The sequence below is a fragment of the Streptomyces sp. NPDC037126 genome, from assembly GCF_055605965.1.
Genome location: NZ_JBVJTD010000019.1, coordinates 127,753 through 143,828, shown reverse-complemented (window position 1 = coordinate 143,828; position 16,076 = coordinate 127,753). Strand labels below are relative to the sequence as shown.

The 16,076-nt window shown below is 69.3% G+C and carries 10 protein-coding genes; 3 read left to right on the top strand and 7 right to left on the bottom strand.

The features are described 5' to 3' along the window. Nucleotides 1-29: 29 nt before the first annotated feature. From ACZ7FF_RS33530 to ACZ7FF_RS33520, 3 genes are read left to right on the top strand one after another with little or no spacing between them, the layout of a single operon-like run. Nucleotides 30-1,418 carry a PE-PGRS family protein gene (locus ACZ7FF_RS33530; RefSeq protein ID WP_470817078.1) on the top strand — a complete coding sequence of 463 codons (1,389 nt, stop codon included), beginning with the start codon at nucleotides 30-32 and terminating at the stop codon, nucleotides 1,416-1,418. Continuing rightward, nucleotides 1,415-1,948 (top strand): Pycsar system effector family protein, encoded by a 534-nt coding sequence (locus ACZ7FF_RS33525; RefSeq protein WP_470817076.1) that lies wholly within the window; start codon nucleotides 1,415-1,417, stop codon nucleotides 1,946-1,948. The genes ACZ7FF_RS33530 and ACZ7FF_RS33525 overlap by 4 nt, the downstream gene beginning before the upstream one ends. A 28-nt stretch (nucleotides 1,949-1,976) precedes the next feature. Beyond that, nucleotides 1,977-3,722, top strand: a complete 1,746-nt coding sequence (locus ACZ7FF_RS33520; protein ID WP_470817075.1) for a M48 family metalloprotease — start codon at nucleotides 1,977-1,979, stop codon at nucleotides 3,720-3,722. Between the two features lie 64 nt (nucleotides 3,723-3,786). Here ACZ7FF_RS33520 and ACZ7FF_RS33515 read toward each other — a convergent pair whose 3' ends face one another. The 7 genes from ACZ7FF_RS33515 to rplK all read right to left on the bottom strand — a co-directional run bounded on the left by ACZ7FF_RS33515 (nucleotide 3,787) and on the right by rplK (nucleotide 16,029). Next, nucleotides 3,787-7,686 (bottom strand): DNA-directed RNA polymerase subunit beta', encoded by a 3,900-nt coding sequence (locus ACZ7FF_RS33515; RefSeq protein ID WP_470817073.1) that lies wholly within the window; start codon nucleotides 7,684-7,686, stop codon nucleotides 3,787-3,789. Between the two features lie 97 nt (nucleotides 7,687-7,783). Then, on the bottom strand, nucleotides 7,784-11,269 hold the full coding sequence (gene rpoB / locus ACZ7FF_RS33510; RefSeq protein WP_470817071.1) for a DNA-directed RNA polymerase subunit beta: 3,486 nt from the start codon (nucleotides 11,267-11,269) through the stop codon (nucleotides 7,784-7,786). 570 nt (nucleotides 11,270-11,839) lie between these two features. Continuing rightward, the gene (gene rplL, locus ACZ7FF_RS33505) at nucleotides 11,840-12,223 is read right to left on the bottom strand and encodes a 50S ribosomal protein L7/L12 (protein ID WP_470817069.1); all 384 of its coding nucleotides are present in this window, start codon (nucleotides 12,221-12,223) and stop codon (nucleotides 11,840-11,842) included. A 116-nt stretch (nucleotides 12,224-12,339) separates the two neighbouring features. Beyond that, nucleotides 12,340-12,870 carry a 50S ribosomal protein L10 gene (gene rplJ, locus ACZ7FF_RS33500; RefSeq protein ID WP_470817068.1) on the bottom strand — a complete coding sequence of 177 codons (531 nt, stop codon included), beginning with the start codon at nucleotides 12,868-12,870 and terminating at the stop codon, nucleotides 12,340-12,342. Nucleotides 12,871-13,680: 810 nt separating this feature from the next. Further along, nucleotides 13,681-14,604: an SCO4651 family lipoprotein gene (locus ACZ7FF_RS33495; protein WP_470817066.1), complete on the bottom strand. Its 924-nt coding sequence runs from the start codon at nucleotides 14,602-14,604 to the stop codon at nucleotides 13,681-13,683. Nucleotides 14,605-14,768: 164 nt separating this feature from the next. After that, on the bottom strand, nucleotides 14,769-15,494 hold the full coding sequence (gene rplA, locus ACZ7FF_RS33490; protein WP_470817064.1) for a 50S ribosomal protein L1: 726 nt from the start codon (nucleotides 15,492-15,494) through the stop codon (nucleotides 14,769-14,771). Nucleotides 15,495-15,594: 100 nt separating this feature from the next. Then, nucleotides 15,595-16,029: a 50S ribosomal protein L11 gene (rplK, locus tag ACZ7FF_RS33485; protein ID WP_031167035.1), complete on the bottom strand. Its 435-nt coding sequence runs from the start codon at nucleotides 16,027-16,029 to the stop codon at nucleotides 15,595-15,597. Nucleotides 16,030-16,076: the final 47 nt, after the last annotated feature.

Here is a 16,076-nt window from a genome sequence, read left to right as displayed (position 1 = left end):
AGACACAGAGGAACAAGAGGAGTTGAGCCATGGCGGACTTCCGCCGACCGCCGGAGTGGACGCAGAACGCCGACCGGCACACGGCACTGGTCGACCCGGTGCTGACCGTACGCCCGATCTCACGCTTCGACTACACCGCCCGCCGCCAGGTCGGCGCGATCGACCACGCCCTGGTCTTCGTCACGGCGAGCGGCTCGTACGACGTCTACATGCCGCCGAACCGCCCCAGCCGCACGGAGGCCGCGACCCGTCGCTACACCTCGGTGTACGAGGTGGACATGGGCAGCCACCCGGTCCAGCTCGAACTCGAACTGCCCAGTGACGACGACGCGTTCTCCTTCGGCGCGACCGCCGACCTCACCTGGCGGGTGGCGGACCCGATCGCCTTCGTCGCGAGCGGCGAACGGGACGTGCCGACCCGGCTCACCCGCGAACTCCACCAGGCGGCACGCCCGGTCACCCGGCGCTTCCCCATCGAGGACAGCCCGGCCGCCGAACGGGCCGTCCAGCGGGCGGTCGAGGAGGGCGGCTTCGCCGCGGGCACCGGTCTGACCGTCACGTGCGTGGTACGGCTGCGCCTGGACGACGACGCGATCGCCCACCGCCGCCGCAAGCGGACCCTGCGCTACGAGTCGGAGATGCTCGACCCCGAGCACGAGTACCTGGTGCGCCACGCACAGCTGTCGCACCAGCGGGACATGCAGCGCGAACAGCAGTCGCAGGAACTGATGGCGCAGAAGATCGCGTTCTACCAGTACTGGCTCCAGCACGGCGGCGTCGCGGCCTGGGCGCTGCACCTCGCGGCCCACCCCAGGGACACCCGGATGGTCATCGGCACCCTGGAGAAGGACCAGCTCGGCGCCATCCGCAAGGAACTCGAACTGATCGCCGGGGACACGCTGGAGGACTTCCAGAAGGCCGAGTCGGCCCGCTCCGTGCTGCGTTCCGTGGACGACCTGATGCGCGAGCAGGCGGCGCCCCCGGCGCTCCCCCCGGGCATGCCCCCGCAGCAGCCGTACGTCCCGCCAGGCCCCTACGCCCCGGGCCCACCGCAACCCGGCCAGCCGCCGGCGCCCTACGGCCAACCGCCGTACGAGCAGCCACCGTACGGCCAGCCCCCACAGGCACAGCCGCCGTACGGTCAACCGCCGCAGGCACAGCCTTACGGCCAGCCGTCCCAGGGGCAGCCTTACGCGCAGCCGCCTCAAGGGCAGCCGTCGTACGGGCAACCGGGTTACGAGCAGCCTCCGTACGGTCAGCCGGCGCAGGCTTCCCCCGCGCCTGCGTCGACCGTGCCGCCGACCCCGGCCGCACCGGCCGCTCCTCCCCTGACGCTCGTCTCCGACGGGCCCGCACCGGCCGTGCCGCCCGCGCCCGGCGCGCCCCAGGCGGAGCCCCCCGAGGCGGGGTCGGCATGACTTCCCCCGACACCACCGCGCCCCCGGCCGCGCCCGCCTCCCCCGACCACCGCACCGGGGAGCGGCTGCTCGCCGAGCTGCGCGACGAGATCGCGCGGGCCGACGCCAAGGCCTCCGTCCTGGTGGCCGCGCTGGGCATGACGGCCGGACTGTTCACCGGGCTGGTCGCCGGGCGGAACTGGTCGCCGGGCCGGCTCTCCGCGGCCGGGACCGCCCTGTGGTGGGCCGGGGCGACGGGGCTGGCCCTGTCGCTGCTCGCGCTGCTGCTCGCCGTGCTGCCCCGCTACCGCTCCGGGTCGTGGGCCGAGGGCCGCCCGCTGTGCTACTTCGGCGACATCCACCAGGCGGTACGGGCGGGCCGGCTGGCCGAGGCGCTCGCCGACACCGACCGTGACCCCACGGTCGGCCTGCTGGCCGCGCTCGCCGAGAACAGCCGGATCGCCGCCTCCAAGCACCGGTGGATCCGCACCGGCCTGATCGCCTTCTGCGCCGGCGCCCTGCTGCTGCCCACCGCCACGCTCGTCGGCTGACGTCCCCGCACTCCAAGGAGCCCCACCCATGTCCCAGCCGCCCGACCCGTCCGCGCCTCCCCCGTACCCCGAGCCGCCGAGCCCCGAAGCCGCGGTCCCGGCCCCGCCCGCCTACCCGGGGGCACCGTCGGCGACCCCACCGCAGTACCCGGGCGAACCCGCTCCCCGAGCGGCCGCTCCCCCGTACCCGGCGGCGCCCTCCTACCCCGCTGAACCCGCGTACCCGACGGCTGCCCCGCAGTACCCGACGTCCGCCGTGCCGCCGCAGTACCTGGGCGAGCACGCCCACACCACGGCCGTCCCCCAGTACCCGGCAGGGCCCGCTGCGACCCCGCCCCCGTACCCCGGCGGGCCCGCCTATCCGGAGACGGCCCCGCAGTACCCGACCGCGGCTCAGGGCCACCACCCCGCGGTCCCGCAGTACCCGACCGCAGCTCAGGGCCACGCCACCGCTCCCCCGGCCCACCCGGCGCACCTGGCCGAAACGGCCTCGCATTTCGCCACGCCCCCGGCCTACCCGACCACGCAGCCCAAGCACCCGGACGGGCCGCCGGTCTACCCGACCGCGGGCCAGGGCCACCCGGGCGCGCCACCGGCCTACCCGACCGCGGATCGGGGTCACCCGGCCGCCGGCCCTGCCCACCCGGGTGCCCCCGCGGCCGCACCCCCTGCCCACGGACACGCGGGGGCGGCCGTCCCCGGTCAGATGGGAGCGCCCGTCTCCGGGCCGCCACCGCAGGCACCGCACCAGGGCGTCCCGGGCAGCCTCACTCCCCCGCAGCCCCCGCAGGCGCCCGCCGCGCCGCCGGTGCCCGCTCCGGACGACCTCGACTACCGCCACCTCGGTGCGCGCCGGCACGTCGCCGAGCACCAGCGCGGCGCCGACGCCACCGCGATCGGGCGGCTGGCGGTGCAGCTGCCGGGAGCCCTGGTGAGCCTCGCCCTGGTCAGCTCCCTCGCGCTCGGCGTCCTCGGGAGCGTCATGGGGACCCTGGTGATCCTGGCCTGGGTCGCCTCGGGGCTGCTCGTCTTCCACCGGCCGACCGAGCTGGCCTTCGCCCGGCACGTGCTCAAGCTGCGCCCGCCCACCCGGGAGGAGCGGGCCCGGCTGGAGCCGGTCTGGAACGAGGTGACCGCCCGCGCGGGCATCGAGCAGGGCACGTACGAGCTGATGGTGGAGAACAGCGACGAGCTGAACGCGGCGGCGGTCGCCGGCCATGTCGTCGGCGTCACGACCTACTCCCTGAACCGCATACCGAGCAGCAACCTGGCCGCCGTACTCGCGCACGAGCTGGGACACCACACCGGCGGCCACGCCTGGGCCGGTCTGCTCGGCTACTGGTACTCGCTGCCCGGCCGGATCGCCTGGGCGGTGACCCGGGCGCTGGCCAAGTTCGCGATAGCGGTCGCCAGCGTCTTCTCCATGGCGGCGACCGGTTTCCTGGTCCTCTTCATGGGGCTGATGGCGGTCGCCGCGTTCGTGGCGGCCTGGTACGTGACGATCCCGCTCGTGGTCGCCCCGTACCTGCTGGCCTACGCGGGCCGGCGCGGCGAGCTGCGCGCCGACCAGCAGGCCGCCGAACTGGGCTTCGCCCGGCAGCTGGCCGAGGTGCTGTACCACTTCCAGACCGAGGAGGCCACGGCGAAGGCGGCCCTGGCCGCGCAGGGCCAGCGGCTGAAGGAGCCCGGCACCCTGGCCAGGCTGCTGTCCACCCACCCGGACCACCAGACCCGGCTCAGCGCCCTGGATCCCTATCTGGGCCTGCGCCGCTGACACCCCCGGGAACGCCGAAGGGCGGCCACCCCGTAACGGAGTGGCCGCCCTTCATGCTGCCCGCTTACTGGTTGTACGGACCGTAGTCGTAGTCCTCCAGCGGAACGGCCTGGCCGGAGCCGGTGCCGAACGGCGAGTAGTCGATGTCGTCGTAGCCGACGGCCGAGTACATCGCGGCCTTGGCCTCCTCGGTCGGCTCGACCCGGATGTTGCGGTAGCGGGACAGACCCGTACCGGCCGGGATGAGCTTACCGATGATGACGTTCTCCTTGAGGCCGATGAGGCTGTCGGACTTGGCGTTGATCGCCGCATCCGTCAGGACTCGGGTCGTCTCCTGGAAGGAGGCGGCCGACAGCCAGGACTCCGTCGCCAGCGAGGCCTTGGTGATACCCATCAGCTGCGGACGACCGGAGGCCGGGTGACCGCCCTCCTGGACCACACGACGGTTCTCGGTCTCGAACTTCGAGCGCTCGACCAGCTCACCGGGCAGGAGCTCGGCGTCGCCGGACTCGATGATCGTCACACGGCGGAGCATCTGCCGGATGATGATCTCGATGTGCTTGTCGTGGATCGACACACCCTGCGAGTTGTAGACCTTCTGGACCTCGCCGACCAGGTGGACCTGGACGGCACGCTGACCCAGGATGCGCAGCACGTCGTGCGGGTTGGTGGCACCCACGGTGAGCTGCTGGCCCACCTCGACGTGGTCGCCCTCGCGGACCAGGACCTTGGCGCGCTTGGAGATCGGGAACGCCGTCTCGTCGCTGCCGTCGTCCGGGGTGACGACGAGCTTCTTCGTCTTCTCGGTCTCCTCGATCCGCACGCGGCCGGAGGCCTCGGAGATCGGGGCGACACCCTTCGGGGTACGGGCCTCGAAGAGCTCGACGACACGCGGCAGACCCTGGGTGATGTCGTCACCGGCCACACCACCGGTGTGGAAGGTACGCATCGTCAGCTGGGTACCGGGCTCACCGATGGACTGGGCGGCGATGATGCCGACCGCCTCACCGATGTCGACCAGCTTGCCGGTGGCCAGCGAACGGCCGTAGCACATCGCGCAGGTACCGACGGCGGACTCGCAGGTCAGGACCGAGCGGGTCTTGACCTCCTCGACGCCACGGCCGACGAGCTCCTCGATGAGGACGTCGCCCAGGTCGGTGCCGGCCGGGGCCAGCACCTGGCCGTCGACCACGATGTCCTCGGCGAGGCAGCGCGCGTACACGGACGTCTCGACGTCCTCCGCCTTGCGCAGCACGCCGTCCGCGTCGCGGAGCGCGATCTTGAGCTTGAGGCCGCGGTCGGTGCCGCAGTCCTCCTCGCGGATGATGACGTCCTGCGAGACGTCGACCAGACGACGGGTGAGGTAACCCGAGTCGGCGGTACGCAGAGCGGTGTCCGCCAGACCCTTACGGGCACCGTGCGTGGAGATGAAGTACTCCAGCACGGACAGACCCTCACGGAACGAGGCCTTGATCGGACGCGGGATGGTCTCGTTCTTCGCGTTCGACACCAGACCACGCATACCGGCGATCTGCCGCATCTGCATCATGTTTCCTCGGGCACCCGAGTCAACCATCATGAAGATGGGGTTGGTCTTGGGGAAGTTCTCGTTCATCGCCTCGGCGACCTCGTTGGTCGCCTTGGTCCAGATCGCGATGAGCTCCTGAGTGCGCTCTTCCTTGGTGATCAGACCGCGCTCGTACTGCTTCTGGACCTTCTCGTCCTGCGCCTCGTAGCCCGCGACGATGGCCTTCTTCGCCTCGGGGACGACGACGTCGGAGATGGCCACGGTGACACCGGAACGGGTGCCCCAGTAGAAGCCGGCCGCCTTCAGGTTGTCGAGCGTCGCCGCCACGATGACCTTGGGGTAGCGCTCGGCCAGGTCGTTGACGATCTCGCCGAGCTGCTTCTTGCCCACCGAGTAGTCGACGAACGGGTAGTCCTCGGGCAGCAGCTCGTTGAAGAGCGCGCGGCCCAGGGTCGTCCGCAGGCGGAAGGTGTCACCCTGCTGCCACTCCGGCTCGCCCTCCTCCTGCGCCGGCGGGGTCCAGCCGCGCGGCGGGATGGTGCCCACCGGGAAGCGGATGTCCACGGCCGACTGGAGCGCCAGCTCGCCGGCGTCGAACGCCATGAGCGCCTCGGCCGTGGAGCCGAACGCACGGCCCTCGCCCTTGGTGTCACGCAGCTCGCCGTCGGTGGTGAGGAAGAACAGACCGAGGACCATGTCCTGGGTCGGCATCGTCACCGGGCGGCCGTCGGCGGGCTTGAGGATGTTGTTCGAGGACAGCATCAGGATGCGGGCCTCGGCCTGCGCCTCCGCGGAGAGCGGCAGGTGGACGGCCATCTGGTCACCGTCGAAGTCCGCGTTGAACGCGGTGCAGACGAGCGGGTGGATCTGGATGGCCTTGCCCTCGACCAGCTGCGGCTCGAAGGCCTGGATGCCGAGGCGGTGCAGGGTGGGCGCACGGTTCAGCAGCACCGGGTGCTCGGCGATGACCTCTTCGAGGACGTCGTACACCACGGTGCGGCCGCGCTCGACCATGCGCTTGGCCGACTTGATGTTCTGCGCGTGGTTCAGGTCGACCAGGCGCTTCATCACGAACGGCTTGAACAGCTCCAGGGCCATCGCCTTGGGCAGACCGCACTGGTGCAGCTTGAGCTGCGGGCCGACGACGATGACGGAACGCGCCGAGTAGTCGACACGCTTGCCGAGCAGGTTCTGACGGAATCGACCCTGCTTGCCCTTCAGCATGTCGCTGAGGGACTTCAGCGGACGGTTGCCGGGGCCCGTCACCGGGCGACCGCGACGGCCGTTGTCGAAGAGGGCGTCGACCGCCTCCTGGAGCATGCGCTTCTCGTTGTTCACGATGATCTCGGGCGCGCCGAGGTCGAGAAGCCGCTTCAGGCGGTTGTTGCGGTTGATGACACGGCGGTACAGGTCGTTCAGGTCGGAGGTCGCGAAGCGGCCACCGTCCAGCTGCACCATCGGACGCAGGTCCGGCGGGATGACCGGGACGCAGTCCAGGACCATGCCCTTGGGGCTGTTCGACGTCTGCAGGAACGCGGAGACGACCTTCAGGCGCTTGAGCGCACGGGTCTTCTTCTGGCCCTTGCCGGTGCGGATGATCTCGCGGAGCTTCTCGGCCTCCTCCTCGAGGTCGAAGGACTCCAGGCGCTTCTGCAGCGCCGCGGCACCCATCGAGCCGTCGAAGTACGTGCCGAAGCGGTCACGCAGCTCGCGGTAGAGCAGCTCGTCGCCCTCGAGGTCCTGGACCTTGAGGTTCTTGAACCGGTTCCACACCTCGTCGAGGCGGTCGATCTCGCGCTGCGCGCGGTCGCGCAGCTGCTTCATCTCGCGCTCGGCACCCTCGCGCACCTTGCGGCGCACGTCGGCCTTGGCGCCCTCGGCCTCCAGCTCGGCCAGGTCGGTCTCGAGCTTCTTGGCGCGGGCCTCCAGGTCGGAGTCGCGGCGGTTCTCGATCTGCTGACGCTCGACCGAGACGTGCGCCTCCAGGGAGGGCAGGTCGCGGGTGCGGCGCTCCTCGTCGACGTACGTGATCATGTACGCCGCGAAGTAGATGACCTTCTCCAGGTCCTTCGGGGCGAGGTCCAGCAGGTAGCCCAGACGGGACGGGACGCCCTTGAAGTACCAGATGTGGGTGACGGGGGCGGCCAGCTCGATGTGGCCCATCCGCTCACGGCGCACCTTGGCACGCGTGACCTCGACGCCACAGCGCTCGCAGATGATGCCCTTGAAGCGGACGCGCTTGTACTTGCCGCAGTAGCACTCCCAGTCCCGGGTCGGACCGAAGATCTTCTCGCAGAAGAGTCCGTCCTTTTCGGGCTTCAGGGTGCGGTAGTTGATGGTCTCGGGCTTCTTGACCTCGCCATGGCTCCACTGCCGAATGTCGTCAGCGGTGGCCAGGCCGATCCGGAGCTCGTCGAAGAAGTTGACGTCGAGCACTATGCGTCAATCCCTCTCAGGGTCGTGAGTCTGTGGTCTGAAACGGGGGCCTGGGGGTCGGCGGGGCCCTGTGGGTGAGGGCCCCGCCGGACTCCCGTCAGACCTCTTCGACGCTGCTCGGCTCGCGCCGGGACAGGTCGATACCGAGCTCCTCCGCAGCGCGGAAGACGTCCTCGTCGGTGTCGCGCATCTCGATGGACATACCGTCGCTGGACAGCACCTCCACGTTCAGGCAGAGCGACTGCATCTCCTTGATGAGCACCTTGAAGGACTCGGGGATGCCGGGCTCGGGGATGTTCTCGCCCTTGACGATGGCCTCGTAGACCTTCACGCGGCCGGTGACGTCGTCGGACTTGATGGTCAGCAGTTCCTGGAGGGCGTACGCGGCGCCGTAGGCCTCGAGGGCCCACACCTCCATCTCGCCGAAGCGCTGGCCACCGAACTGCGCCTTACCACCCAGCGGCTGCTGGGTGATCATCGAGTACGGGCCGGTCGAACGGGCGTGCAGCTTGTCGTCGACCAGGTGGTGCAGCTTCAGGATGTACATGTAGCCGACCGAGATCGGGTCCGGGAACGGCTCACCGCTGCGGCCGTCGAACAGCCGCGCCTTACCGGTCGGGAGCACCATGCGCTCGCCGTCGCGGTTCGGGATGGTGTGCTGCAGCAGACCCGCCAGCTCGTCCTCGCGGGCACCGTCGAACACCGGGGTGGCGACGTTGGTGCCGGGGGCGACCTGGTCGGCGCCGATGGCCTGGAGCCGCTGGGCCCACTCCTCCGCGAGGCCGGAGACGTCCCAGCCGCGGCTGGCGAGCCAGCCGAGGTGGATCTCCAGGACCTGTCCCGGGTTCATTCGGGACGGCACACCCAGCGGGTTCAGGATGATGTCGACCGGGGTGCCGTCCTCCAGGAACGGCATGTCCTCGATCGGGTTGATCTTGGAGATGACACCCTTGTTGCCGTGCCGGCCGGCGAGCTTGTCACCGTCAGTGATCTTGCGCTTCTGCGCGACGTAGACGCGAACCAGCTGGTTCACGCCCGGCGGCAGCTCGTCGCCCTCCTCGCGGTCGAAGACGCGCACACCGATGACCTTGCCGGTCTCGCCGTGCGGCACCTTCAGCGAGGTGTCACGGACCTCACGGGCCTTCTCACCGAAGATCGCGCGCAGCAGGCGCTCCTCCGGGGTCAGCTCGGTCTCACCCTTCGGGGTGACCTTGCCGACCAGGATGTCGCCGGCGATGACCTCGGCGCCGATGCGGATGATGCCGCGCTCGTCGAGGTCGGCGAGGACCTCCTCGGAGACGTTCGGGATGTCCCGGGTGATCTCCTCGGGGCCGAGCTTGGTGTCACGGGCGTCGACCTCGTGCTCCTCGATGTGGATCGAGGAGAGGACGTCGTCCTGCACGAGGCGCTGCGACAGGATGATCGCGTCCTCGTAGTTGTGACCCTCCCACGGCATGAACGCCACGAGCAGGTTCTTGCCGAGGGCCATCTCGCCGTTCTGGGTGGCCGGGCCGTCGGCGAGGACCTGGCCCTCGATGACGCGGTCGCCCTCGTTGACGATGACCTTCTGGTTGACCGAGGTGCCCTGGTTCGAACGGGCGAACTTGGCCAGGCGGTACGTGATGTACGTGCCGTCGTCGTTGGCGGTGGTGATGTAGTCCGCGGAGACCTCCTGGACCACACCCGCCTTCTCGGCCTTGACGACGTCGCCGGCGTCGACGGCGGAGCGGTACTCCATGCCGGTGCCGACGAGCGGGGACTCCGACTTAATCAGCGGCACGGCCTGGCGCATCATGTTCGCGCCCATGAGGGCACGGTTGGCGTCGTCGTGCTCGAGGAAGGGGATCATGGCGGTCGCGACCGACACCATCTGGCGCGGCGAGACGTCCATGTAGTCCACGTCCTCGGGGCCGACGTAGTCGACCTCGCCGCCACGACGGCGGACGAGCACGCGGGCCTCGGCGAAGCGCAGGTCGTCGTTGAGCGTGGCGTTGGCCTGCGCGATGACGAAGCGGTCCTCCTCGTCGGCGGTCAGGTAGTCGACCTCGTCGGTGACCTGGCCGTCGATGACCTTGCGGTACGGGGTCTCGACGAAACCGAACGCGTTGACCCGGCCGTAGGAGGCGAGCGAGCCGATCAGACCGATGTTCGGGCCTTCGGGCGTCTCGATCGGGCACATGCGGCCGTAGTGCGAGGGGTGCACGTCTCGGACCTCGAAGCCGGCCCGCTCACGGGACAGACCACCGGGGCCGAGCGCCGACAGACGGCGCTTGTGCGTGAGACCGGACAGGGGGTTGTTCTGGTCCATGAACTGCGACAGCTGGCTGGTGCCGAAGAACTCCTTGATGGAGGCGACGACCGGCCGGATGTTGATCAGGGTCTGCGGCGTGATCGCCTCGACGTCCTGGGTGGTCATGCGCTCGCGGACGACACGCTCCATACGCGCCAGACCCGTGCGGACCTGGTTCTGGATGAGCTCGCCGACGCTGCGCAGACGACGGTTGCCGAAGTGGTCGATGTCATCGGTCTCGACGACGATCATGTCGCCGTTGTCACCGGTGGTCTCGGTCTCGCCGGCGTGCAGCTGCACCAGGTACTTGATCGTCGAGATGATGTCCTCGACGGTCAGGATGCCCGCGTCGAGCGGGGCGTCCGCACCCAGCTTCTTGTTCACCTTGTAGCGGCCGACCTTGGCGAGGTCGTAGCGCTTCGGGTTGAAGTAGAGGTTCTCGAGAAGCGTCTGCGCGGCCTCACGCGTGGGGGGCTCGCCCGGACGCAGCTTGCGGTAGATGTCCAGCAGCGCGTCGTCCTGGCCCTGGGTGTGGTCCTTCTCCAGGGTGGCGCGCATCGACTCGTAGTCGCCGAACTCCTCGAGGATCTGCTCGGTCGTCCAGCCGAGAGCCTTCAGCAGCACGGTGACCGACTGCTTGCGCTTGCGGTCGATGCGGACACCGACCATGTCGCGCTTGTCGATCTCCATCTCCAGCCAGGCACCCCGGGACGGGATGATCTTGGCGGAGAAGATGTCCTTGTCGGACGTCTTGTCGATGGAGGAGTCGAAGTAGACACCGGGGGAACGGACCAGCTGAGACACAACGACACGCTCGGTGCCGTTGATGACGAAGGTGCCCTTGTTCGTCATGAGCGGGAAGTCGCCCATGAAGACCGTCTGGGACTTGATCTCACCGGTCTCGTTGTTGGTGAACTCGGCGGTGACGAAGAGCGGGGCGGCGTACGTGAAGTCGCGCTCCTTGCACTCGTCGATGGAGTTCTTCGGCGGCTCGAAGCGGTGGTCCCGGAACGTCAGGGACATCGACCCGGAAAAGTCCTCGATCGGGGAGATCTCCTCGAAGATCTCCTCGAGGCCGGACTTGGTGGGGACGTCCTGACCGTTCTCCAGAGCCTCCTCGACCCGACTCTGCCAAGCGGTGTTGCCGAGCAGCCAGTCGAAGCTCTCGGTCTGCAGCGCGAGCAGGTTCGGAACCTCGAGAGGCTCCTTGATCTTTGCAAAGGAAATGCGCAGCGGGGCGGTGCTGGCGCCGTTGTTCGTATTCGCGGTCGAGGCGTTGCGCGAGGCGGCCAAGAGGGGGTCCTTCCGAGGGCTCGGACTCACTACGCGCGTACCGGCCCCTCCCCCGCACACAGAGACGGAAACCCCAGGTCGAGGGGGCTTAGGTCATCGGTGCTCGAGTGAGGGCAGACCCCTGGTGACGGGCAGGGGACAGCTAACAGGCAGCGCAAAGGGTCAGTGTAGCCTCTTGGCACACTGATGTCCAGTGCGGGTTTCTCGAGACGCCCTCGCTGTGCTCACCGCTCTTGTCAACGCCCTCGGCATCCTGCCCTCAACGCACGTTGATACTGCCCTCTTCGTCGTCGATCCATGCCTCGGATTCGGATCCTTGTGACGACGCGTCCTGAGAATTGCGCGCTGCGTGCGGTTCGTCAAGGGCCTCCCCCCGGAACCGGGCCGTCCGGAGACACGACGAAGATCACCATACCCCCCGCCACGGCGAGTGCAAGGCAACCGCGGTCGGCCCTCCGAATACGCCGAAGAGCGACCACCCGGATGGATGATCGCTCCTCGGTGCGTTCGCGTTACAGCCCCACAGGGCCGCAGGCAGCGCGCGTCCGGGCCCTGGGGGCCCGGAGGGTGTTACTTGACCTCGACGGAGGCGCCGGCACCCTTGAGAGCCTCGGCGGCCTTGTCGGCGGCTTCCTTGTTGACCTTCTCGAGGACCGGCTTCGGGGTGCCGTCGACGAGGTCCTTGGCCTCCTTCAGACCCAGGGAGGTCAGCTCACGCACGACCTTGATGACCTGGATCTTCTTCTCGCCGGCGCCGGTGAGGACGACGTCGAACTCGTCCTTCTCCTCGGCGGCCTCGGCCGGGGCGGCCGGACCGGCCGGACCCGCGACGGCAACCGCGGCGGCGGCGGTGACGTCGAACTTCTCCTCGAACGCCTTCACGAACTCGGAGAGCTCGATGAGGGTCATCTCCTCGAACTGCGCGAGCAGGTCTTCCTGGCTGAGCTTCGCCATGATGGGCGATCCTTCCACTAATTCGGCAGGTGCCGGATGTACTGGGTGAGGCGGGCGTACGTCGGCCCGCTGCGACCCGTGCCGCCTAGACGGCCAGGGTCAGAAAGCGAGCCGAGTTACTCGGCACCGCCCTGCTCGTCCTGCTTGGCGCGAAGGGCGTCCACGGTGCGGACGAGCTTCGAGGGAAGCGCCTGGAAGAGCTGAGCAGTCTGGGACTGCTTGCCCTTGAAGGCACCCGCCAGCTTGGAGAGCAGAACCTCGCGGGACTCGAGGTCCGCAAGCTTCTTGATCTCGTCGGCGGAGAGGGCCTTGCCCTCGAGAACACCGCCCTTGATGACGAGATTCGGGTTGTCCTTGGCGAAGTCACGGAGACCCTTCGCCGACTCCACCGGGTCACCGGTGACGAAGGCGACAGCCGTCGGACCGTTGAACAGGTCGTCCAGCGTCGTGATCCCGGCCTCGTTGGCCGCAATCTTGGTCAGCGTGTTCTTCACCACGGCGTACTGGGCGTTCTCACCGAGCGACCGGCGCAGCGTCTTGAGCTGCGCCACGGTGAGACCGCGGTACTCGGTCAGCACGGCAGCGTTGGAGTTGCGGAACTGCTCCGTCAACTCGGCCACTGCGGCAGCCTTGTCGGGCCTCGCCATAGAGCCTCGGCCTCCTTCCGGGTGATTCTGACCGCGCGGACCCGAAGGAGGACTGGGAAAAACGAAACGCCCCGGGCGCAGGCGCACGGGGCGGACTCGACCGGCCAACACGCGCTGGGCGCGCACACCGGGAGTACTTCCACTGTCACCTGCGCGGGTCGTCCACTCTTCAGCGGATCCTTCGGCCACCGCGCCCTCATTCGAGCGCACGGCAACGACCAGCGGTCTTTGGCTTCGAGAGGAGAGTACGTGACCGGGGCGCCGCCGAGCAAATCGGCCGTAAGCGGCCGGCCCGGGAGTCTGCCCGGGGGCGCGCCGGCGCCGGCTACGGGACGGCGGGTACGCCGCGCCGGCTACGGGTCCCGGTGCCGGCCCGCGCCCGGACCCGGGTATCTGGGCTCTTCGGCGCCGGTCTCCATGCGTCCGCGGTGTCCGCGGAGGCGCACCGGGACCGAGGGGGACCTTCGGGCCGAACCCGTGCCGTCGGCCCGGTCCCCGTGGGCGCCTCCGCCGGGTCGCATCCCGGCAGCCGAGCCGCACGGACGGGCCGGCTCACCCACACCCCGCTCAACGCGCCCTCGGGGCCGTGCTCGCCCGCGCCTCGCTCAACGCGCCCTCGGGGTCACCCTCGCCCACACCTCGCCCGGCGCGCTCCCCTGGGCCGCGCTCGTGCCTCGCCCGGTCGGGGCCCTCAGGGGACTTCGTTCGCTGCCTGAGCTCCCCGCCGGTGCCCGCGCCCGCGCCGTGCGTCGTAGCCCCTTGTGAGGACGAGGAGCGCGGCCAGGGGCACGCGGGGGGACGGCCCCGGCGTCAGGAGGTGCCGGTGCCGCCACTGGCGGCGCTGCCCACCGGGGAGCCGCCGGACTTCAGCATCTTGGCGAAGTCGACGGTGTCGCCCGCCGGGGGCGCCACGGCGGAGACCTTCACGCCGTAGTCGCTGTAGTAGGCGGTGCTGTTCATGGTGCCGTTCGCCATGGCGGCCTTCTCGGACTTCTTCACCAGCAGGTTCTGGTCGTTGATCCAGATGTCGATGGTGTCGGTGGTCATGCCCGCCTGGCTGAGCTGCTGCTTCAGGGCCGACAGCTGGTCCGCGCTGAGGTTGCTGTTCTTGCCCGCGAGGTCGGCGACGTTCACCGTGCCCGAGTAGTGCGTGGTGTGGGCGCCGGCGACCGTCTCCTCGCCGACCTTCTTCACGTCACCGGAGGCCAGCAGCATCTTCACCGACTGGTTCGGCGTGGAGTTCTGCAGCTGGTCCTTCATGTACGAGCCGGAGGCGCCGCCGAGCTTGGCGAGGTCGTCGTACGAGTACTTGAGCCAGTGCTTGCCGCCCGTGTGCTGGGCGTAGCTGTCGCTCATGTGCGCGTAGTAGGCGTCCGGCAGGTAGCGGGCCTCCATCGTCGCCGTGCCGGCCTGGCGCATCATGTCGGCCATCTTGCCGCCGGTGTACGTGATGGTCAGGTTGCCCTTGAGGCCGTCGCCCCAGGTGAGGGCGCCGTTCGCCGTCATGGACATCAGATCGCCCATGGAGGTGGTGGAACGCACCTTGGCCGAGTCCGCCTTGTCGGTTGACTGCTCGGCGGTGCGCAGGGCGGCGATGGGACTGACGTGGATCACGCTCTGGCCGACGGCCTTGTCGCCCTTGCCGGAGTTCGAGGAGCCGCAGGCGGCCACCCCGGTCAGCGCGGCCACCACGGCCACGGAAAGGGTCACGCGCCGCGCCGTCGTGCTCTTCATCTTGTCTACCCCCATGCAAGTCGTGTGCCCGCACCGTAGCCCAGGCCACTGACAGTCGAGCGAAAGGTCGTACACAGAAAGGACGGACCCCGCACCTGGAAGGTTGCAGGGCCCGCCCTTTCAGTGACGCGTACCTGACGCGGCTACCGGGGTGAGCGGAAGGCTCAGACGGCGGCCGGGTCCTCCTCGACGAGGAGGTTGCGGGTGCGGTTCGGGTCGACCGGGATGCCGGGGCCCATGGTGGTGCTGACCGCGGCCTTCTTGATGTAGCGACCCTTGGCGGCGGACGGCTTCAGACGGAGGATCTCCTCCAGCGCGGCGCCGTAGTTCTCCACCAGCTTGCTGTCGTCGAACGACGTCTTGCCGATGATGAAGTGCAGGTTCGAGTGCTTGTCGACGCGGAACTCGATCTTGCCGCCCTTGATCTCGGTGACGGCCTTGGCGGTGTCGGGGGTGACGGTGCCGGTCTTCGGGTTCGGCATCAGACCACGGGGGCCGAGGACGCGGCCGAGGCGGCCGACCTTGCCCATGAGGTCCGGGGTGGCGACGACGGCGTCGAAGTCCAGACGGCCCTTCGCCACCTCGTCGATCAGCTCGTCGGCGCCGACGATGTCGGCGCCCGCGGCACGCGCGGCCTCGGCACGGTCGCCGGTCGCGAAGACCAGGACCCGGGCGGTCTTACCGGTGCCGTGCGGAAGGTTAACGGTGCCACGGACCATCTGGTCGGCCTTGCGCGGGTCGACACCCAGACGGAAGGCGACCTCGACGGTGCCGTCGAACTTGGTCGTGGAGGTCTCCTTGGCGAGACGGACGGCCTCGAGCGGGGCGTACAGCTTCTCCCGGTCGACCTTGGCGTCCGCAGCGCGGAGAGCCTTGCTGCGCTTGCTCACAACTTGCTCCTGTGTGTTCTGAAAGGAGTCGTGGTCCCTGGGCCGAGCAGGCCCTGCCACGTGCGGCCGGTCACGGCCGCGTTGACTGCTGGGGTGGGCTTCAGCCCTCGACCGTGATGCCCATGGAGCGGGCGGTGCCGGCGATGATCTTCGACGCGGCGTCCAGGTCGTTGGCGTTGAGGTCGGGCATCTTGGTCTGGGCGATCTCGCGGACCTGCGCCTCGGTGATCTTGGCGACCTTGGTCTTGTGCGGCTCGCCGGAGCCCTTCTCGACACCAGCGGCCTTGAGGATCATCTTCGCGGCCGGCGGGGTCTTGGTCACGAAGGTGAAGGAACGGTCCTCGTAGACCGTGATCTCCACCGGGATGACCCAGCCACGCTGCGACTCGGTCGCGGCGTTGTAGGCCTTGCAGAACTCCATGATGTTGACGCCGTGCTGACCGAGCGCGGGGCCGACCGGCGGGGCGGGGTTAGCCGCACCGGCGTTGATCTGGAGCTTGATGAGCCCCGTGACCTTCTTCTTCTTGGGAGGCATAGCTCTCCGGGTCCTTTCAATCGGGTCCATGCCCGCACAAGGATCGC